The 19,947-nt window shown below is 70.2% G+C and carries 17 protein-coding genes, 2 tRNA genes and 2 pseudogenes; 5 read left to right on the top strand and 16 right to left on the bottom strand.

Annotated features, from left to right (window positions below):
• Positions 1 to 217: 217 nt before the first annotated feature.
• Positions 218 to 2,752 (top strand): alanine--tRNA ligase, encoded by a 2,535-nt coding sequence (gene alaS / locus BJF79_RS34435; RefSeq protein WP_075903718.1) that lies wholly within the window; start codon positions 218 to 220, stop codon positions 2,750 to 2,752.
• Here alaS and BJF79_RS62960 read toward each other — a convergent pair.
• The 3 genes from BJF79_RS62960 to BJF79_RS34445 form a co-directional block, all read right to left on the bottom strand.
• Entirely contained in the window at positions 2,733 to 2,978 is a 246-nt protein-coding gene (locus BJF79_RS62960) for a zinc-binding dehydrogenase (protein ID WP_316043492.1), read from the bottom strand. The genes alaS and BJF79_RS62960 overlap by 20 nt on opposite strands.
• Complete coding sequence (locus tag BJF79_RS34440) at positions 2,873 to 3,766, bottom strand: alcohol dehydrogenase catalytic domain-containing protein (protein WP_262402986.1); 894 nt, start codon at positions 3,764 to 3,766, stop codon at positions 2,873 to 2,875. The genes BJF79_RS62960 and BJF79_RS34440 overlap by 106 nt, the downstream gene beginning before the upstream one ends.
• A gap of 58 nt (positions 3,767 to 3,824) precedes the next feature.
• Positions 3,825 to 3,901, bottom strand: a tRNA-Pro gene (locus BJF79_RS34445).
• A gap of 141 nt (positions 3,902 to 4,042) precedes the next feature.
• On the opposite strand from BJF79_RS34445, the gene BJF79_RS34450 reads away from it, so the two are divergent.
• Positions 4,043 to 4,116, top strand: a tRNA-Gly gene (locus BJF79_RS34450).
• 268 nt (positions 4,117 to 4,384) lie between these two features.
• A pseudogene (locus tag BJF79_RS62965) lies at positions 4,385 to 4,751 on the top strand (transposase); the annotation flags it as partial.
• A gap of 389 nt (positions 4,752 to 5,140) precedes the next feature.
• Here the strand turns inward: BJF79_RS62965 and BJF79_RS34460 are convergent.
• The 10 genes and pseudogenes from BJF79_RS34460 to BJF79_RS34495 form a co-directional block, all read right to left on the bottom strand.
• The gene (locus BJF79_RS34460) at positions 5,141 to 6,625 is read right to left on the bottom strand and encodes a class I adenylate-forming enzyme family protein (RefSeq protein WP_075903722.1); all 1,485 of its coding nucleotides are present in this window, start codon (positions 6,623 to 6,625) and stop codon (positions 5,141 to 5,143) included.
• Positions 6,626 to 6,630: 5 nt separating this feature from the next.
• A complete protein-coding gene (locus BJF79_RS65965) occupies positions 6,631 to 7,065 on the bottom strand; it encodes an enoyl-CoA hydratase-related protein (RefSeq protein WP_316043495.1) in 435 nt (144 codons plus the stop codon).
• Positions 7,002 to 7,406 carry an enoyl-CoA hydratase-related protein gene (locus tag BJF79_RS65970; protein ID WP_316043493.1) on the bottom strand — a complete coding sequence of 135 codons (405 nt, stop codon included), beginning with the start codon at positions 7,404 to 7,406 and terminating at the stop codon, positions 7,002 to 7,004. Before BJF79_RS65970 ends, BJF79_RS65965 begins: the two co-directional genes overlap by 64 nt.
• A gap of 14 nt (positions 7,407 to 7,420) precedes the next feature.
• Entirely contained in the window at positions 7,421 to 8,818 is a 1,398-nt protein-coding gene (locus BJF79_RS34470) for an MFS transporter (RefSeq protein WP_075903723.1), read from the bottom strand.
• Positions 8,819 to 8,911: 93 nt separating this feature from the next.
• Positions 8,912 to 9,547: an HAD family hydrolase gene (locus tag BJF79_RS34475; RefSeq protein ID WP_075903725.1), complete on the bottom strand. Its 636-nt coding sequence runs from the start codon at positions 9,545 to 9,547 to the stop codon at positions 8,912 to 8,914.
• Between the two features lies 1 nt (position 9,548).
• Positions 9,549 to 10,748 carry an acetyl-CoA C-acyltransferase gene (locus BJF79_RS34480; RefSeq protein WP_075903727.1) on the bottom strand — a complete coding sequence of 400 codons (1,200 nt, stop codon included), beginning with the start codon at positions 10,746 to 10,748 and terminating at the stop codon, positions 9,549 to 9,551.
• A 29-nt stretch (positions 10,749 to 10,777) separates the two neighbouring features.
• Positions 10,778 to 11,536: a 3-oxoacyl-ACP reductase FabG gene (gene fabG, locus BJF79_RS51925; RefSeq protein WP_083734462.1), complete on the bottom strand. Its 759-nt coding sequence runs from the start codon at positions 11,534 to 11,536 to the stop codon at positions 10,778 to 10,780.
• A 240-nt stretch (positions 11,537 to 11,776) separates the two neighbouring features.
• Positions 11,777 to 12,622: pseudogene (locus BJF79_RS51930) on the bottom strand (phosphotransferase family protein); the annotation flags it as partial.
• On the bottom strand, positions 12,615 to 13,415 hold the full coding sequence (locus BJF79_RS34490) for an SDR family oxidoreductase (RefSeq protein WP_075903731.1): 801 nt from the start codon (positions 13,413 to 13,415) through the stop codon (positions 12,615 to 12,617). The pseudogene BJF79_RS51930 and the gene BJF79_RS34490, both read right to left, overlap by 8 nt.
• Positions 13,412 to 14,707 (bottom strand): acyl-CoA dehydrogenase family protein, encoded by a 1,296-nt coding sequence (locus BJF79_RS34495; RefSeq protein ID WP_083734459.1) that lies wholly within the window; start codon positions 14,705 to 14,707, stop codon positions 13,412 to 13,414. Before BJF79_RS34495 ends, BJF79_RS34490 begins: the two co-directional genes overlap by 4 nt.
• Positions 14,708 to 14,808: 101 nt before the next feature.
• Between BJF79_RS34495 and BJF79_RS34500 the strand changes: the two genes are divergently transcribed.
• Positions 14,809 to 15,291, top strand: coding sequence for a MaoC family dehydratase (locus BJF79_RS34500; protein WP_075903733.1), 483 nt, complete (start codon positions 14,809 to 14,811; stop codon positions 15,289 to 15,291).
• Between the two features lie 119 nt (positions 15,292 to 15,410).
• Here BJF79_RS34500 and BJF79_RS34505 read toward each other — a convergent pair whose 3' ends face one another.
• The 3 genes from BJF79_RS34505 to BJF79_RS34515 all read right to left on the bottom strand — a co-directional run bounded on the left by BJF79_RS34505 (position 15,411) and on the right by BJF79_RS34515 (position 19,105).
• The gene (locus tag BJF79_RS34505; RefSeq protein WP_075903735.1) at positions 15,411 to 16,532 is read right to left on the bottom strand and encodes an acyl-CoA dehydrogenase family protein; all 1,122 of its coding nucleotides are present in this window, start codon (positions 16,530 to 16,532) and stop codon (positions 15,411 to 15,413) included.
• Complete coding sequence (locus BJF79_RS34510; protein ID WP_075903737.1) at positions 16,529 to 17,704, bottom strand: acyl-CoA dehydrogenase family protein; 1,176 nt, start codon at positions 17,702 to 17,704, stop codon at positions 16,529 to 16,531. Before BJF79_RS34510 ends, BJF79_RS34505 begins: the two co-directional genes overlap by 4 nt.
• Positions 17,705 to 17,923: 219 nt before the next feature.
• Positions 17,924 to 19,105: a lipase family protein gene (locus tag BJF79_RS34515; RefSeq protein WP_075903739.1), complete on the bottom strand. Its 1,182-nt coding sequence runs from the start codon at positions 19,103 to 19,105 to the stop codon at positions 17,924 to 17,926.
• 250 nt (positions 19,106 to 19,355) lie between these two features.
• Here BJF79_RS34515 and BJF79_RS34520 point away from each other — a divergent pair, with 250 nt between their 5' ends.
• Entirely contained in the window at positions 19,356 to 19,928 is a 573-nt protein-coding gene (locus tag BJF79_RS34520) for a TetR/AcrR family transcriptional regulator (RefSeq protein ID WP_075903741.1), read from the top strand.
• The last annotated feature ends 19 nt before the right edge of the window (positions 19,929 to 19,947 follow it).

The raw sequence follows: 19,947 nt of genomic DNA on the forward strand, positions 1-19,947 counted from the left end.
CACGCACGCAACGGTAGAACACGGTCGAGTCAATAAGGGAGTGCCGATCGGTAGCGCGCGCGCTACCTTGAACGAAACGTCCGCGAGTCAGGAAGACCGATGGCCTTTCACGAGGTGGGGCGGCGAGCTAGCCGCGCCGAGCTGGGGGACGAGCAGTCGTGCCCGGCCCGGCTCGGCGGTGTGCGCCGTCATCCCATCCACCTCGTGAGGCCGTTCCATGCGCTCTTCTGACATCCGCACCACCTTCCTCGACTTCTTCCGCGAACGCGATCACCGCGCGGTCCCGTCCGGCCCGCTCGTCCCGTCCGATCCCTCGCTGCTGCTGACGAACGCGGGGATGAACCAGTTCAAGCCGTACTTCCTCGGCGAGACCGCGCCCGACCGTCCCCGGGCGGTGTCCGTGCAGAAGTGCGTGCGCACGTCCGACATCGAGAACGTCGGCCGCACGGCGCGGCACACGACGTTCTTCGAGATGCTCGGCAACTTCTCCTTCGGCGACTACTTCAAGCAGGAGGCGATCTCCTGGTCGTGGGAACTGCTCACAGAGCACTTCAACCTCGACCCCGACCGGCTCTGGGTCACGGTCTACCTGGACGACGACGAAACCGTGCGGCTCTGGCGCCGCATAGGCGTCCCTTCCGATCGCATCCAGCGGCTCGGCATGAAGGACAACTACTGGTCGATGGGCATACCCGGCCCCTGCGGCCCGTCCTCGGAACTGCACTACGACCGTGGACCCGAGTACGGCCCCGAAGGCGGCCCCGCAGTGGACGGCGAGCGTTACCTCGAACTGTGGAACCTGGTCTTCATGCAGAACCTCCGTGGGGAGGGCCCAGGGAAGGAGGGCTATCCGATCCTGGGCGAACTGCCCGCGAAGAACATCGACACCGGACTCGGACTCGACCGTCTCGCGGCGATCCTCCAAGGGACGAACGGCGTGTGCGAGACCGACCTCGTGGGCCCGACACTACGGCTCGTCCACGAACTCTCCGGCCGCGACGAGCCCGTCTCGTCCCGCATCGTCGCCGACCACGCGCGCTCGATCGCGTTCCTCGTCGCCGACGGCGTCCTGCCGTCCCCCGACGGGCGCGGCCATGTCCTGCGCCGCCTGATGCGCCGCGCGATCCTGCACGCCCGCCGGCTCGGCATCGACGACCTCGCGCTCCCGCCCGTCACCGCGAGCGTCGTCGACAACCTGGGCGGGACGTGGCCGGAGCTCGCATCGCACGCGGAGCTGATCCGGCACGTCGTCACGTCCGAGGAAGAGGGCTTCGAGCAGACGCTCCGGCACGGCACCCGGTTCCTCGACACCGCGATCTCCCGGTCGACCGGGACGATCTCGGGCGAAACCGCGTTCAAGCTGCAGGACTCCTACGGCTTCCCCATCGACCTGACCCTCGACGCGGCGCGCTCGGCGGGCCTCACCGTCGACGAGGACGCCTTCGCCGAACTCGTCGAGGAACGCCGCCGCCGGGCCCACGACGCGGGCCGCACCACCAAGGAGCACGCGCTCGCCCGTCACGAGACCTACCGACACCTCCGCGCCGAACACGGCCGCACCGAGTTCGTCGGCCACGACACCACCGACACCGAGGTCCGGATCCTCGCGATCATCGACGGAACGGAGGCGATCCTCGACCGCACCCCGTTCTACGCGGAAGGCGGCGGCCAGATCGGCGACACCGGCGAGATCCGCACCGACACCGGCGTCCTTCGAATCCTCGACACCCGCGAGCACGGCGGCATGCACGTGCACACCGTCCGGATCGTGGACGGCGAAGTCCGTGCGGGCGCCCGGGGACACGCGGTCGTCGACGCCGGGAAACGCCTGGCGACCGCCCGCTCGCACACCGCGACGCACGTCCTGCACGCGATGCTGCGCCGCCTCCTCGGCGACCACGCGGCACAGCGCGGATCCCACGTCGAGCCCGGCAGGCTGCGGTTCGACTTCGCGCACTTCTCCCCCGTCGACGTCACGTCCGTCCAGACGCTCGTCAACGAGTACCTCCTGGACGACCCGCAGGTGCACGTCCGGGAGGCGTCCCGCACCGAAACGGGAGGGGCGCTCGCGCTCTTCGGCGAGAAGTACGGCGACCGTGTCCGCATCGTGGACATCGGCGACGCGTCCAGCGAACTCTGCGGCGGCACCCACGTCGCGCACGGCGCGCAGGCCGGGCCCGTCCGCATCATCGGCGAATCGTCCATCGGCACCGGCCTGCGCCGCATCGAGGCGCTCACCGGCCTCGACGCGCTGCGCCACCACGACCACGAGCACCACGTGCTCACCGAACTCGCGAACCTCCTCGAAACACCACCGGACCGCCTCCACCGACACATCGAGACGCTCCTCAACGCCCAGCAGGAACTCAAAACACTCCACCGCAAACAACTCGACGACCTCGTGACCACGTTGGCGTCGACCACCGAGGAACACCCCGGCGGACGCCTGATCACCGGCGTGATCGACGTCCCCGACCTGCGGACCGTCGCGACGAAACTCCTACCGCACACCGACGCGGTCGTCCTCGGCACCCGCCAGGACGGCAAGGCGACGCTCGTCGCGGCGCTGAACCCCGCCCTCGGCACCCCCGCACGCGACCTCCTCACCCGCGCGGCCCGCGAAATCCGCGGCGGCGCGGGCGGCAAGGGCAACATCGCGCACGCGGGCGGCCCCCACCCGGACCGGCTCCCCCGAGCGATGGCGCTGGCGACCGCCGACGCCCGCGCCCTGCTCAGCCGTTCGGCAGGATGACCGCCCGCCCGTTCACCTTCCCGGCGTGCAGACGCTCGTACGCCTTCGGCGCCTCGTCCAGCGAGTACGTCTCGACGTGAACATCGACGACCCCCGCCCGAGCGAGCTCCAGCACCTCGATCAGCTCGCTCCGCGACCCCCAGTAAGGAGCACGCACCGCCGCATCGAAGGCGATCGCCCCGAACCCCACCTGAGCGACCCCGCCACCGATCCCCACGATGACCACCTCGGCCTCGGCGGCCGCCACCGACGTGGCGTCGCCACGGTCGGCCCCACCCCCACGAAGTCGAACACGGCCTGCACCCCGCCCGTCATCCCGCGAACCCGATCGGCGGCACGCTCGTCCGACAACACCACCTCGTGCGCCCCGACCGTCCTCGCCAGTTCGAGCTTCTTCTCGGACACATCGAGCGCGATCACCCGCGCCGGTGTCAGCGCCCGCAGCAACTGAATCGCCACGTGCCCCAGCCCGCCCGTCCCGATCACGACCGCCGCACTCCCCGGCACCAGCTTCGGAAGCGCCCCCTTGATCGCGTGGTACGGCGTCAGCCCCGCGTCCGTCAACGAAACGTTCGCGACCGGATCCAGCCCCCCGAGCGGCACCAGGTGCCTTGCATTATCGACGAGCAGATATTCCGCGATCGCCCCCGGTGCCCCCAGCCCCGGTGGCATGATCCCCAGTTCGTCCGCACGCACGCAGTAGTTCTCCTTGCCCTGCGAGCACATGACGCACGCGCCGCACCCCCACGGCCCGTACACCGCGACGGACTCCCCGATCGACACCCCGCGCACCCCGTCGCCGACCGCCTCGACCGTCCCGGCCCCCTCGTGCCCGAGCGTCAACGGCAACCCGAACGTCAACTGTTCGGCCGTCCAGCCCATCACGGCGATGTCGGAATGGCACACGCCGGCCGCCGACACCTTCAGCAGCACCTGCCCGGGCCCCGGCTCCGGATCGGCCACCGTCACGACCTCGGGTGCACCGCCCACCTCGCGATACTGCACCGCCCTCATGTCTCCCCCTCCGAACGTCCGTCCGGGGGATATGCCCACGAGGCCACATAACTACCGATGGTCGGGCTGGCGGGATTCGAACCCACGACCCCTGGCACCCAAAGCCAGTGCGCTACCAAGCTGCGCTACAGCCCGCACACCGACGCGCGAGCGCGGGGTGCTGCCGGAAGTCTAGTCCCGATCGCCCCCGCCCGCGGCCCTGCGACCCCGACCGCCCCCGAAACCCTGTACGCTACGGAAGGCGCACGAGGACCACCCAGGCCCTCCCGGCGCCGCGCGGGCGTAGCTCAATGGTAGAGCCCCAGTCTTCCAAACTGGCTACGCGGGTTCGATTCCCGTCGCCCGCTCCATATTTCCCCAGGTCAGAGCCTCTAGTCAAGATTGCAAGCCTCGACCAAGATCTTCTATCGCTGGGATCAGGCGTGATCATGGTTCATCGACACCCGACCTGGCACGCCAAGAGACTCGCAGGCAGGCACGAGCCCGGCAAGGTGGGCTCTGTCGCTCTTTTGGTGGTAGTAGAGCGTGTCAGCCTGTCACGCTGAGGCCTGATCAAGTACGGCGATCTTGTCGGTGTGGTGCGCGCGAACCGTGGCCGATCTCCCGGTCGACGGGGCGCAGGTCGGGGCAGTAGTACGGGCGTTGGCTGGTCGGGCGGTGCCCGCGTACTGACTCTTCTTGGCGTGCCGGTCTCACGTCACACCGCGCTACAAGTCCTGCTGCGGATTCCGCTGCAGACGGTGACGTCGCCGCGGGTGCTGGGGGTGGACGACTTCGCTCTGCGGCGTTCCCATTCCTACGCCACCGTGCTCATCGATGTCGAGACCCGCCGTCGGGTCGATGTCCTGCCCGATCGCCGCTCGGGCACCCTCGCCGCGTGGCTGCGCGAGCATCCCGGCGTCGAGGTCGTCTTGCAGCCGGCTACGCCGAGCCCGTGCATCAGGCCCTGCCCGGTGCCCTGCCGACCTTTGCCGCCTGGCCGCTGTGTGATCGTCCTTGGCGGAGGTCGACCGCGGATGCGCCGGAGGATTACGGCGGGCCACCGGACGGTTCGCTGGCGCCTGAACCGGGACCCCGGGACCTGGTTCTGCGGCCATCCGTACACGGACCAAAGGGGTGATCCAGGGCTAGTGACGAGTGGAATGTGATCGACGTCCACACCCACGACCACCGTGAGGTCGAGGGCATGTTCGCCGAGCCGTCGGCCGCCCAGCCCGGCGGGGGCCGGATCGCCGAGAAGGAGGTCTGCGACCACGCCGAGGTCGAGCGGCTCCTAAAGGAGTTGGAGACCATCGACACCGCCCGGGCGGCCTTCACCACGGTGGTGCGGCGTCTCATCGGCGCGGGCATCCGCCGCCTTCGGTCTCTTCGGTGTCATTCGCGGCGGACGAAGAGGTCGTGCGGGATCGCCTGCTTGAGGATTTTCCCGGTCGGACCTTTGGGGAGTTCGTCCATGACCGAGATCAGGCGGGGAATCTTGTAGGCCGAGAGGTGTTCCTTCGCCCACGAACGGAGAGTTTCGGGGGTGAGTTCGGTTCCGGGGCGTAGCGTGATGGCCGCGGCGACTTCTTCACCGTAGTGGTCGTCGGGTACCCCGATCACGGCGGCCTCGACGACGTCGGGGTGCCGGTAGAGCACCTCTTCGACCTCGCTGGGGTAGACGTTGTAGCCGCCTCGGATCACCATCTCCTTCTTCCGGCCGACGATACGCAAGTCCCCGTCGGCGTCCTTCACCCCGAGGTCGCCCGTTCGCAGTCGTCCGTCCGGCAGGGCCTCGGTGGTTGCCTCGGGTCGTTGCCAGTAGCCCTTCATGACCACGGGGCCGCTGATGCGGACCTCGCCGACCTCCCCGTTGGGCAGTTCGTTGCCCTCGTCGTCGTGGACAGTGACCACGCAGCCCGGGAAGGCGACGCCGACGAACCCGGCTTTGCGCTCGCGGTGGGCCGGCTGGTAGGTGCCCACACCGGTGCTCTCGGTCAGTCCGTAGCCCTCGAAGACGATGCAGCGGAATCGTTCCTCGAAGGCCCGCATGACCTCCCCCGGTAGTGAGGCCCCGCCGGACGAGGCATGCCGCAGGCTTCCGAACTTTGCGGCATCGTCCACCGTGTGCAGGAGCGCGTTCCACATGGTGGGGACCCCGGCCAAGAAGGTGGGGTCGTCGCGGCGCAGCATGGCCATCATCGATTCGGGTTCGAAGCGGGCCAGCAGTGAGAGGCTCGCACCCGCCTGGACGACGGTGTTCAGGACGCACGCTTGGCCGAAGACGTGGAATAGCGGCAGTGCAGTGGCACCCCGGTCGGCTGGCGTCAGCCCATGGGCGTCACGGATGATGGAACTGGCGGCGATCATGTTGCCGTGGGTGAGCTGGACACCTTTCGGGCGGCCCGTCGTCCCGGATGTGTACAGGATCGCGGCGGTGTCGCCGTCGTCACGCGGGTAAGGGGCGTCGATCGCCGCCTCATCGGCGATGCACCGGCGCAGCCGCCAGCACGGGATATCGAGGGCTTCGGCGGCCGCAGCCGGCGCGGGCGCGATCTCGGTCAGATCGATGATGAGTTCGGCCCCGGCATCCGCGCCGATGTACTCCAGTTCGGGACGGGTCGACATGGTGTTCACCGTGACGGCGATGGCCCCGGCGGCGTGGATGCCGTAGTAGACGGCGGCGAACTCGGGGTCGGTCGGCGCGATCAGCAGAACGCGGTGCCCGGGCCGCACGCCGTACTCGCGCAGGCGGCCCGCGATGGCGGCGGCCCGGTCGCGCAGTGTGCGGTAAGTCCAGGGTTCGGCGGCCCCGCGCAGGCAGATGGCGTCGGGGACAGTGCAGGCGTGCAGCCAGACGGCCTCGGCGATGTTCGGCATTCTTCTTACCTGGGGTCGAGGGGGCGGAATGCGGGCGGCCGGCCCTCCAGGTGGCTCTTCACGCCTTCGGCCGCGTCCGGATAGCGGAAGGAGTCGAGCATCAGCCGGTCGGCGTCGGCGACGGCGGCTTCGAAGGAGCGGTCGAGGTCCCGGTAGACCTGCTCCTTGATCACCTGCATCGAGGACGGAGAGCAGTGGGTGACCAGGTCGGCCGCGTAGGACACGGCGGCGTCCAGGACCGGTTCGGCGAGGAAGTCGACCAGACCGAGGTCGTGGGCTTCGTGTCCCTTGACGATGCGGCCGGACAGGAGCAGGTCGAGTGCCCGGCCGGTGCCGATCAGGCGGGGCAGCAGCCAGGAGATGCCGTACTCGGCGATCAGCCCGCGGCGGACGAACGCGGTGACCAGCTTGCGTCCGGGGTGGCGAACCGGATGTCGCAGTACAGCGCCTCGACCAGGCCGAGGCCGGCCGCCGCGCCGTTGATCGCCGCGATCATGGGCTTGCGGACGGTCAGCGGAAACGCCCTGGGCCGGGAGGGGGTGCGGGGCTGCAGGTCGTCGGTGGTGCTGGCGTCCTGCAGGTCGCTCATGTCGGCGCCGGCGCAGAATCCCCGTCCGGCGCCGGTAACGACGATGGCGCGGACGTCGGGGTCGTCCTCGGCCTCGTCGAGGAGGGCGAAGTACTCGTTCTCGAGGTCGTCGTTCCAGGCGTTGAGGCGGTCGGGGCGGTTCAGGGTGAGCACGAGGACGGGGCCGCGGTGCTCGGCCAGGACGAGGGTCATGGTGGGGCCTTTCGTCAGGAGGTCTGTGCGGGGAGGCTCGGGTTGAGGCCGGGAAGGGCGTCGGGGTCGTTGCGGACGGTGGCGGGGTTGGTCTCCCGCAACACCCAGGCGCAGACCAGGGTGATCAGGCCCATGGCTGCGATGAATGTCGAGACCAGGAACGTCGACCCGGTTTCTTTGAGGATGGCGGCCATGATGAACGGGGTGCCGCCGCTCACGGTGATCGACGACAGTTGGTAGGCGAGGGACGCGCCCGAGAGGCGGACGTTCGGTTCGAGCAGCTCGCCGATGTAGGCGGCGAGGGGGCCGTAGGTCAGGGACTGGCCGATCCCGCCGACGCCGATGGCGACGGCGATGAGCGCGATGGATCCGGTGTCGACGAGCCAGAAGTACGGGAACGCCCAGACCGCGATCAGTGCCGCGCCGAGGATGATCAGCGGTCGGCGTCCGATCCGGTCCGAGATCCATCCCGACCCCAGCACCAGGACGGCGCCCAGAAGCGTGATGGGGATCGAGACGGACAGGACGGCGTCGCGGCTCACGTCCAGTTCGGTGGTCGCGTAGCTGACCACCCCGGCGATGCTGACGTAGAACAGGGCGTTGGTGCCGGACAGCAGACCGGAGGCGAGCAGGATGGTGCGCCAGTGTCCCTTGATCGCCTCCTTCACCGGCGCCTTGACGATCCGCCGGTGCTTGCCGGCGGCCTCGGCGGCCAGTTCGCGGAACTCGGGCGTGTCCTCGACCTTGGTCTGGATGTAGAGCGCGACGGGGAACATCAGGGCGCTGGCCAGGAACGGGACGCGCCAGCCCCAGTCGGTGAACGCCTGCTCGGAGGTGAGCCGTGACGCGGCGAGGAAGACGGTGCTGCCGAGGAAGACGCCGAACGAGACCCCCATCTGCCCGAAGGTTCCGGCGAACCCTTTGCGCTTGGGGGATGCGGACTCGGTGAGCAGCAGGACGACGCCGCCCCACTGGGCGCCGCACGCGAGCCCCTGGACGAAGCGGAGCATGACCAGCAGGGTCGGGGCGAGGACACCGATGGTTCCGGCTCCCGGCAGGCAGCCGATCAGGAACGTGCCCAGCCCCATCATCACCATGGACGCGACCACGATCTTCTTGCGGCCATGGCGGTCGCCGAGGTGCCCGGCGATCACGCCGCCGATGGGCCTGGCGACGAAGCCCGCCCAGAACGTGCTGAACGAAAGCAGGATGCCCGTGGTCGCGGACGAGTCAGGGAAGAACACTTCGGGGAAGACGAGGGCGGCGGCCGTCCCGTAGAGGAAGAAGTCGTACCACTCGATCGAGCTGCCGATCAGCCCTGCGCTCAAAAGCTTGCCCTGGCCGCGGACGCGTGCCTCGGAGGCGCCCGGCGCGGTAGCGGAGTTGTTCACGTCCGAAGGCGGTGATGTCATGTGATCGCTCCTTTGGTGAATTCGACACCAAGTTCAACTGGGGTGGACGCCCTACCGCGGTCGAGCGGGAGGACGGGGAGCGTGGTCGGGTCGTCAGGCGAGCGGAACGCCGAGCGCGTCCGCGAGTTCGCGGACGGTCGTTGCGGCGTCGCGGTGCAGGATTCCGCCGATGTCGAGGCGCGCGGCGCCCCGGAGGTTCTGTTCGAGGTCGTCGATCAGCACGCAGTCGCGGGGCTCGACGCCGAGCCGCTCGCACGCGATCTGGTAGATGCGGCGGCTGGGCTTGCGGACGCCGACCTCGCTGGAGATGACGGCGACATCGGCCAGTTCGGCGAGATCGATGCCTTTGTAACCGTCGTCGCCGAGCGCGTTGGACACGATCGCCACCGGGACGCCGTGCTCGCGCAGTCGGCGGACTGCCCCGAGCATCGTCTCGTCCAGGTGGAGGCCGGCCTGGATCTGGGCGATGAGGCCGGGGGCGACCTCCGGCACGCCGTGGGCCCGCAGCCGGGCCGCGAACCCCGCTTCGAAGTCGGCCTCCGGCATCCGTCCGCATTCGTGCTCGACTAGGAGCTTCCCGGACTGCTCGTCCTGGCGCAGCAGCCGTTCGACGAGCAGCGGATCACCGCAGACAAGGGTGGAGGCGGCCCGGAACGCGGCGAAGACGTCGCTGGTCAGGACGCCGCCGACGTCGGTGAGTACCGCCCGTCGCGGCCCGGCCCCGGCCATGTCAGACCACCTCGAACAGGCCGGCCGCGCCCATGCCGCCGCCGACGCACATGGTGATCACCACGTGCCGGACGCCGCGGCGCCGGCCTTCGATGAGCGCGTGGGCGACCAGCCGCGCGCCGGTCATTCCGTACGGGTGGCCGACGGAGATGCCGCCGCCGTCGACGTTGCAGAGTCCGGGGTCGATGCCCAGTTCGTCCTGGCAGTACACGGCCTGGGAGGCGAACGCCTCGTTCAGTTCCCACAGGCCGATGTCGTCGACGGTCAGGCCGTGTTCCTTGAGGAGGCATGGGACGGCGAGCACCGGCCCGATGCCCATCTCGTCCGGCTCGCACCCGGCGACGGCGATCCCGCGGTAGATGCCGAGCGGTTCGAGCCCGCGGCGTTCGGCTTCGCTCGCCTCCATGAGCACCGAGGCCGATGCCCCGTCCGACAGCTGGGAGGAGTTGCCCGCCGTGACGGTCGAGCGCTCGGTGACCTTGCCGTCCGGCAGCACCGTCCGCAGCCCGGCGAGCCCGTCCAGGGTGGTGGACGGGCGGTTCCCCTCGTCGCGGGAGAGGGTCACCTCCTCTTCGTGCTCCCGGCCCGTCTCCTTGTCCACGACCTTGCGGACGGTGGTGAGCGGAACGATTTCGTCGTCGAACCGTCCGGCCGCCTGCGCCTCGGCCGTCCGGCGCTGGGAGGCGAGGGCGAACTCATCCTGGCGTTCGCGGTCCACGCCGTAGCGTTCGGCGACGATCTCGGCGGTCTCGAGCATCGGCATGTAGATCGACGGTTTGTGCTCCTGCAGCCAGGGGTCGGCCATCCGGTGCGTGTTGAGGTGGTCGTTCTGCACGAGGGAGATCGACTCGACGCCGCCGGCCACCGCCACGCGCATCCCGTCGTGGGTGATCTGCTTGGCCGCCGTCGCGATCGCCATCAGGCCGGACGAGCACTGCCGGTCGATCGTCATGCCGGGCACCGTCTCCGGCAGCCCGGCGCGGATCGCGGCCTGGCGGGCGACGTTGCCGCCGGAGCTGCCTTGTTGGAGCGCGCAGCCGAGGACGAGGTCTTCGATCTCGCCGCCGTCGACGCCCGCCCGTTCGACCGCGTGCGAGATCGCGTGGGCGGCGAGGTGCTGGGCCTGGGTGTCGTTGAAAGCGCCCCGGTAGGCCCGGCCGATCGGCGTACGCGCGGTCGACACGAGAACCGCTTGCTTCATTGGGATTCCCCTTCTCGTTCGGAGGTCGGTCAGACGGTGGGGCCGCCGGCCACGTAGAGGACCTGGCCGGAGACGAAGCCCGCCTCCTCGCCGGCGAGATAGGCGACGGCGCTCGCGATGTCGTCCGGGCGGCCCGTGCGGCCGACCGTGATCTGGGACGCCGCGGCGCGCTTGAACTCCTCGAAGTCCATGCCCATGCGGGCGGCGGTGGCCGCGGTCATCTCGGTCTCGATGAACCCGGGGGCGATCGCGTTCGCGGTGACGCCGTACCGTCCCAGCTCCAAAGCCAGCGTCTTGGTGAAGCCCTGCAGACCGGCCTTGGCGGCGGAGTAGTTGACCTGGCCGCGGTTTCCGAGCGCGGACGTGCTCGACAGGTTCACGATCCGGCCGAAGCCGGCCTCGACCATGTGCGCCTGGGCGGCCCGGGTCATCAGGAACGCTCCGCGCAGGTGGACGTTCATGACCGCGTCCCAGTCCTCGACGCGCATTTTGAACAGCAGGTCGTCGCGGATGATCCCGGCGTTGTTCACCAGGACGGTCGGCGGCCCGAAGGCGTCGGCCACTGCCCGGACGGCGTCGGCCGTGGTCGTCTCGTCGGTGACGTCGGCGCCCACGGCCAGGGCGGCGCCGCCGTCGGCGGTGATCGCCTGCACGGTGTCGGCGCACGCCTCCGCGTCCAGGTCGACGACGCCGACCGCCATGCCGTCGGCGGCGAGCCGCCGCGCGACCGCGGCGCCGATGCCCCGGGCTCCTCCGGTCACGATGGCCGTTCTCTTGTGCCGTCCCACTGCCTTCTCCTTATGGGGTGGTTCGTTCGCTTCGTTCGGGGTTCGTGCGGGCGGGGGGGGCGAGATGCCGGCCGCGTCCGCGATGCCCGCGGCCTCGGTGACCAGCGCATCGATCTGCCGCACGGTCGGGGCGCCTGCGGCGGCCCGGTTTCGCGGGTCGTCCTTGGACCGGCGCAGGACGCCTTCGCCGATGATCGCGATCTTCCAGAGCGCGAGCGCGTGCCAGAAGGCCAGTGCGCCGGGGTCCCTGCCCGTCGCCGCGAGGTAAACGGCGGCCATCTCGTCCTGGCGGGGGAACCCCGGCATGGCCGTCGCGGACCGCTCGACGCCCAGTGCGTCCGCCGACTCCGGCCAGTACGCCAGGAGGGACCCGACGTCCGCCAGGGGGTCGCCCAGCGTGCACAGTTCCCAGTCGAGGACCGCGCGGATCCGGCCGTCGTCGGGAGAAGCGATCATGTTGCCCAGGTGGAAGTCGCCGTGGACGAGCGTCGTCTCGTGCTGGACCGGGATGGCGGCCAAGAGCCGTTCGGTCAGGGTCACCAGCATGGGAAGCTCCCGCGTCTTGGACTTCTCCCACTGGACGAACCAGCGGTTGAGCTGGCGCTCGGCGTAGGAGCCGTGGCGGGCGAGATCCGTCAGGCCCGTTGCGTCCAAGTCCACCGCGTGAATTTCGCCCAAGGTCTCGGCCATGGACAGCCCGGTCGCGCGGCGCCGCTCCGGTGGCAGGGTCTCGGCGACGATCGGCCGGTCGATGACCAGCCCGTCGACGAACTCCATCAGCACCAGCGGCACAGCCCCGTCGGTCTTCACCCCGTGCACGCGCGGCGTGGGCACCGGGGTGCGCTCCAGCGCCGACAGGATCCGCGCCTCGCGCGCCACGTCGTGCGCGGAGGCGAGCAGCCGGCCCAGCGGCGGTCGGCGCAGCACCCAGCGCCGTCCGTCCTGGTCCGCGACATCGAAGGTCAGGTTCGACTGCCCGATCCCCAGCCGCTGGAGCCGCAGCGGCTCGGAGAACTCGATGCCCAGCGCGGCCATCCACGCCGATACCTCGGCGGGGTCCGCTCCGAGAGACACCACGTCACCCATCGGCCGCCCTCCGGCCGGACCGGTTCGTCCGGGTCTTGCGGTCGGTGGTGTCGCCGAGCAGCGCGCCCCCGTCGGCCACCAGGGTCTCCCCGGTGATCCAGGACGCGGTGTCGGACGCGAGGAACGCCACGGCGGCGCCGATGTCGTCCGGTTCGCCGATGCGGCCGAGCGCGAACGCCGCACCGAGACGCTCCTCGTTGCCGCTCCACAGCCCCTCGGCCAACCGTGTCCTGACCACCCCCGGAGCGACCGCGTTCACCCGCACGCCCGGCGAGAGTTCCAGGGCCAGTTGCCTGGTCAGGTGGATCAGCGCGGCCTTCGTCGCGTTGTAGACGCCGAGGTCGGCCTCGACGGCCATACCACCGACCGAGGCGACGTTCACCACCGCGCCGCCGTGCTCGCCCATCCACGCCTTGACGGCCAGGGACGTCCAGAGCAGCGGACCCCACAGGTTGACATCGACGGTCTTGGCGAACCGGGCGTGGTCCTGGTCGATCAGGGGTCCGTGCGCCGGATTGGTGCCGGCATTGTTCACCAGGACGTCGATGCTGCCGAAGCGTTCGACGGTCGAGTCCACACAGCGGCGCGCCGCCTCTTCGTCGGTCACGTGCGCGGCGACGCCCAGGGCGTTCCCGCGCACCTGTGCGGCGGCGGCGTCGGCGGCGTCCTGCTTGCGGGAGGTGAGGACGACGTTCGCGCCGGCCTCCGCGAGCCGCTGCGCCGCCGCCAGCCCGATACCGCGCGACGCGCCCGTTATGACGGCCGTGCGGCCGCTGAGGTCCCGCCCGTTCATGAATCGGCCCGCGCGGCGTCTCGCCCGTTCTCGGACGGAACGGTGGTCCGTTCCGGCGCCGCCGTCCCGGTGTCGCCCGCGGACACGCGGTGCCTGCGCAGCTCCCACTGCGCGATCGCGCGCTTGTGGACTTCGTCGGGGCCGTCGGCCAGCCGCAGCGTGCGGAGCTGCGCCCAGGCGTTGGCCAGCGGGAAGTCGTCGGTGACGCCGCCTGCGCCGTGGATCTGGATCGCGCGGTCGACGATCCGCAGCGCCATCGCCGGCGCGGCCACCTTGATCGCGGCGATCTCCGTCCGCGCCTCCTTGTTGCCGGCGGTGTCCATCATCCACGCGGCTTTCAGGGTCAGCAGCCGAGTCTGCTCGATCTCGATCCGCGCCTCGGCGATCCAGTCCTGGATGTTGGCGCGGTCGCTGACCGGCTGCCCGAAGGTGACGCGGGAGTCGGCGCGGCGGCACAGCAGTTCCAGGGCGCGCTCGGCCACCCCGATCACGCGCATGCAGTGGTGGATCCGGCCCGGGCCGAGCCGGGCCTGGCTGATCGCGAACCCTTCGCCCTCGCCCTTGAGGACGTCGCGGGCCGGGACGCGCACGCCGTCGAAGGCGATCTCGGCGTGCCCCTCGCGGTCGGTGTAGCCGAACACCGGGAGGTTGCGGACGACGGTGACGCCGGGGGCGTCGATCGGGACGACCATCATCGACTGCTGCCGGTGCGCGGGGGCGTCCGGGTCCGTCTTGCCCATCACGATGAGCACCCTGCAGTTCCTGTGCATCGCGTTGGAGGCGAACCACTTCCGCCCGTTGAGGACGTACTCGTCACCGTCGCGCTCCATGCGCAGCTCGATGTTGGTGGCGTCCGAGCTGGCGACCCCGGGCTCGGTCATCGCGAACGCCGAGCGGATCTTCCCCTCCAGCAGGGGCTTGAGGTACGTCTCTTTGTGCTCGTCGGTACCGAAGAGGGTGAGCACCTCCATGTTCCCGGTGTCGGGGGCTGAGCAATTGCAGGCTTCCGGGGCGAGGTGGACGCTGCGTCCCATGATCTCCGCCAGCGGGGCGTACTCCAGATTGCTCAGCCCGGGAGCCCACTCGGCGTGCGGGTGGAAGAGGTTCCACAACCCGCGGCGGCGCGCCTCCGCCTTCAGGTCCTCAACGATCTGCGGGTGGTGGTGCGGGTCGCCGGACTCGCGCATCTGGCGCTCGTAGACGGCCTCAGCCGGGTAGACGTGGTCGTCCATGAACTCCAGCAGGTCGGCCCGGAACCGCTTGGCGCGATCGGAGACGAAAAGCAGATCCACGTGTGGTCCTTCCGGGGGTCTGTAGCTTGAACTTGAATGCGGGTTCAAGTAATACTCGAATCCACGCCCGACTTCAAGAGCCGGAAGGAACCGACCATCAGATGATCGACACGAGCGCGCTGCCCGTACGCCCCGCCACGTTCACCGAACTCCGGGAGCTGATCGGCAAGGAGATCGGCCCCACGGAGTGGCACGAGGTCACCCAGGAGCGCGTCGACGCCTTCGCCGCCGCGACGGGCGACCACCAGTGGATCCACGTCGACCCCGAGCGGGCGGCCGCGAGCCCGCTCGGGACGACGATCGCGCACGGGCTTTACAGCCTCTCGCTCGGACCGGTGTTCTCCTACGCCCTGCTGTCGCTCGAAGGGTTCGGGCACTCGCTCAACTACGGCTACGACAAGGTGCGGTTCCCCGCGGCGGTCCCGGTGGGGTCGCGCATCCGCATGCGGGCCACCATCGCGGCCGTCGACAACGTCCCCGGCGGCGTCCAGGTCAGGACGGTGCAGAAGTTCGAGTGCGAGGGCGTCGGCAAGCCCGCGGTCGTCGCCGAATCGCTGGCACGGGTCGTCGAGAGCGGCGCCTGACTCGATCCGCGCACCGGCCGAGGCGCGACCTTCCCCGTGAAGGTCGCGCCTCGCTCTTTCCCGGGTGTTTCCGAATGTTCTTGGACGGTACGCGGACGCGGGCGTCCGTCCGTTCGTCCTCAGGCGGGGCTTGGGACGTCCGCCAACTCGGCGAGGGCATCGTGGTGATCGCCGACCGTACCCAGTGCGATCGAGTCCGCCTTGGCGCGCTTGAGGTACAGGTGTGCGGGATGCTCCCAGGTCATGCCGATTCCGCCGTGTATCTGGACGCACTCCTCGGCGGCGTGTACGGCCACGGGCCCGCACCAGGACTGCGCCACCGCGATAGAGGTGCGGACCTGCTCCGCCGGCGCCGAGCCCGTCAGATCCGGGTCCGCGAGCGCTCCCGCCAGGTGGTCGGCCGCGCTCCTGGCGGCCGCCCGGGTCCGCACCAGGTCCAGCCACAGGTCGGCAAGCCGGTGCTTGAGCGCCTGGAACGAGCCGATCGGCCGCGCGAACTGCTTGCGTTCCTTGGCATAAGCCACCGTGGTGTCCAGGCACCACTCGGCGACCCCGAGCTGCTCGGAGGCGAGCAGGCCGGCGGTACAGGCCAGCGCGAAAGGCAGCGCGCCGGGGTCGTCGCAGACGGGGACGGCCGGCGCGGCGTCCAGCGTCACCGTGGCGATCGGCCTGGTCAGGTCGAGCGAGGTGACCGTGTCCACCGCGAAGTCGGTGACGGCGTGGACCGCGCCGTCCACCGGGACGAACAGGACGTCGGCCGACTCCGTACCGGCGACGCCGCGGACGACCCCTGATACCCGTCCGTCCCGCGCCACCGGCGCCTCCGCTCCCGGCCGGCCCGGGCGGTGGGGATGCGCGGCCAGGGAGACCGCGACGGCCGCCGTCGAGGCACCGGTCGCGAGGTCGGCGAGGTGCTTGTCGGCCTCGGGCGTCCCGGCGCGCAGTAGCAGGGTCGTCGCCAGGACGGCGCTGGTCAGGAACGGGACGGGTGCGACGGCACGTCCGAGCTCCTCCAGCACGACCGCCGCCTCGCGGGGCGACGCGCCCATGCCGCCGAGCGATTCGGGGATCAGCAGTCCGGCGACGCCGACGTCCTCGGCGAGCGTCGACCACAGGCCGCTATCGCAGGGCGCCCCTTGGTCGATCAGTGCCAGGACCGTGCCCGGCGGGCACCGGTCGGCCAGCACGTCGCGCACGGTGGCGCGCAGATCCGATTCCACCTCGGTGTACAGGAGGCTCATCGCGGCAGCTCCTTCCAGGCAACGTCCTTGTCGGTGCGGGGTTCGGGCGGGAGGCCGAGGACGCGCTCGGCGACGATGTTGCGGAGGATCTCGGAGGTGCCGCCCTCGATGGAGTTGCCCCGAGCGCGCAGGTAGCGGTAGCCCGCCTCGCGTCCGAAGATGTCGAGGTCCTGGGAGCGCCGGAACGTCCAGTCGTCGTAGCGCAGGCCGTCCTCCCGGTCGAGTTCGACGTCCAGTCCCGACAGCTCCTGGTTCAATCGCGAGAAGGCCAGCTTGATGGCCGACCCTTCGGGCCCCGGCGCTCCCGCCGCGAGCTGTTCCTGGAGCCGCACCGTCGCGACGCGCGTGGCTTCGGCCTCCACCCAGAGGGCGAGCAGGCGCCGGTGGAGGTCGTGGGTGCGCAGCTCGGGCCGCGCACGCCAGGACGACAGGACGGGCGCGAGCGGCCCGCCGCCGGGTTCGACCGGCTCGCCGCCGAGCGCGACGCGCTCGTTCATCAGTGTGGTCTGCGTGACGCGCCAGCCGTCGCCGACCTCGCCCAGGCGGAGGCCGTCCGGAATTCGTACACCGGTGAGGAACACCTCGTTGAACTCGGCCTCACCGGTGATCTGCCGCAGCGGCCGGACCTCGATGCCGACGGCCCGCATGTCGCAGACGAAGTACGTCAGGCCGCGATGCTTGGGCACGTCCGGATCGGTCCGGGCGACCAGGATCCCCCAGCGAGCGTGATGGGCACCGGACGTCCAGACCTTCTGCCCGTCGACGACCCACGCGTCCCCATCGCGGACGGCGCGGGTGGCCAGCGAGGCGAGGTCGGAACCGGCGCCCGGCTCGCTGAACAGCTGGCACCAGATCTCCTCGCCCGTCCACAAGGGGCGCAGGAAGCGTCGGCGCTGCTCATCCGTACCGAAAGCGAGGATCGTCGGGGCCGCCATGCCGAGCCCCACGCCTTGCAGGCCCGGGTCCGGTTGGGGCGTACCCGCGAACTCGTGTTCCACGACCGCCTGCAGGTCCCTGGCCGCGCCCATGCCGCCCAGGCCCGCGGGAAAGTGAACCCAGGCGAGTCCAGCGTCGAACCGCGCACCCAGGAATTCGGCCCGTCCGGTGTCGGCCTCGCCTTCGTGGTCCGCCAGGAACCCGCGGATCCGGTCGCGCAATTTCGCAGTATCCATTGCCGCCCTCCTTGTTCAGTGCCCGGCGGACCTGCCCCGGCCGCTGCACTCACCGAGCAGGCCGCCGATTCTGCGTGCTCGCACCGTAGTTGAATGCGAGTTCAAGTTCAAGTGAACGATGGACATGGACGCCCCGGCCGGATCGTGGCCGGCCGGGGCGTCAGAAGAGTTCAGGCAGAACGGACACGCGATCGGCGCGCTCCGCTGACGCCCCTCACCTCAGCCACAGTTGCCCTGTGCGCTCTGGGCCTCGAAACGCTCGCCGAGCCAGTCCATGGCCGGGCCGGTGCCGATGAGCGCCGTGAGCATGTGGTCGCCCAGCGGAACGGACTCCCACTGAACGGTGGCCCCGCGGGCGCACCAGTCGGAACGGAGCTGCGCTCCGACGTCGTGCTGGACGATCTTGTCGGCGGTGCCGTGGTACAGGAACACCGGGTCACTCGGCTTGCGGGTGCCGAGCTTGTCGGCCTTGAGGCGCGCCTGCCAGTCGGGCTCCTCCAAGGGGTTCCGGGCGGTCAGCTCGTCGAACGTCTTGCCCTGGCTCGCCAGGGCGATGTCGACGACGCACCCGTTGCGCATCGTCTCGGCGAGTGCACGCCCTTCGGCGTTGAGGTACTCCTCCAGGTCGAGTTCCGGGTAGGCCGCGTCATGGCCGATGGCCGCCATCAGCGCCAGGGCGTCGCCCGTACCGCCGTCCGGTCCGTGCTTCAGCAGGTCGGCCGGAACGCCGCCGGACGCGGTGCCCGCGACGTTCAACTCGGGCGCGTAGGTGCCGGCGAGTTCCGCCGCCCACGCGCTCGCCTGGCCGCCCTGCGAGTACCCCATGATCCCGACGGGTGAATCCGCCGTCACCCCCGCCTGCTGTGCGCCCGGGAGGCGCTGCGCGGCGCGCGCGGCGTCCAGGACGGCCGTCCCCTCGGACCGTCCGACGAGGTAAGTGTGGTCGCCGGGGGTGCCGAGGCCGGGGTAGTCGGTGACGACGACGGCCCAGCCGCGCAGCAGCGCTTGTGCGACGGACCCGCCCGCCGGAGTTCCGCCCTCGGGAAGTGTCGCCGAGGGCGCGCACTGGTCGCCCATGCCGACGGTGCCGACCGCGAAGGTGAGCAGCGGCCGGGTGCCGCTGTGGCCGCCCTCCGGCACGATGACGGTACCGGAGACGACGTCGGGCTCCCCGCTCGCGTCGGTCGAGCGGTAGTGGATCTTCCAAGCCCGGGTGGGAGTGTCCATGCCGGGCAGCGCGCGGAACGCGGACGGCTCCACGCTCACGATGTCGCCCGGTCGGGTGGCCTCGGCGCTCGCCGTGCCCGCACCGGCCGCCTGGAGCGTCGCGGTCGCCACGGCGGCGACCGCCGTCCAAGCCAGGCCGCGCAGGCCGGTGGAAATGGTGCCTGTACGTCTCATGCTTCTCCTCGGGGGTGGGCCGCGGCCGGACGACCGCGGATGCCGCGGCGGACGAAGGTCTCTCGTCCGTGCGGGTACGGGCCCCTATGGAACATCCGACGACGAGATCGGACAATACTTGAATTCGAGTTCAAGTTCGTGTAACTGTGCCACGCCTACCCCGCCCACACCCCCCCGTTGAGCAGCTCCTTTTACTATCGGTGACTATACAAATACATGATGGAAATACTTCCGTTCGTACCGTGAAGGCATGGAGGAGCCAACGGTTCTGCAAGTCGCGGTCCGCTTGTTCGCCGAACTCGGCTATGACGGGACGTCACTGCAGCTCGTGGCCGATGCCGCTGGAGTCGGCGTCCAGGAGGTCATGGCCGCTTGGGGCGACAAGCGCGAGCTCTACCTGGCGGTGATGCGGGGCGCCTTCGAGGCAGAGGAGGCGATGCTGAAGGAGGCCGTGGACAACTGCCCGCCCGGCGTCCAGTGCCTCCACGACATCGCTGACGCCTACCTCGACTTCCACGCCGAGCACTCCTATATACGCGCACTGTGGATGCAGCGGTGGATGCAGGACGCGGCCGACATCGGCGGCCTCGAAGACGCGTTCAACCGTCCCCTGCTGCATCTGGTAGCGCGCAGCGTCGCCGACCGGCTACCAACCGGCGTCAACGTGCCTTATCTGCTCAGCATGGTGATCTGGTGCGTGCACGGTTTCCTGGCTTCGGGCGTGCTCGCACGCGAGCACGGCCTGCGTTACGCCGACGACCCGCAAACCCGGCAGGAGTTCCGCACGCAACTGCATCTGCTGATCGACCGGATGGTCGACTGACCGCCCGCGGCCGGCGGTC

Origin of the sequence: Actinomadura sp. CNU-125, assembly GCF_001942465.1 — a bacterium.
Classification (GTDB): domain Bacteria; phylum Actinomycetota; class Actinomycetes; order Streptosporangiales; family Streptosporangiaceae; genus Spirillospora.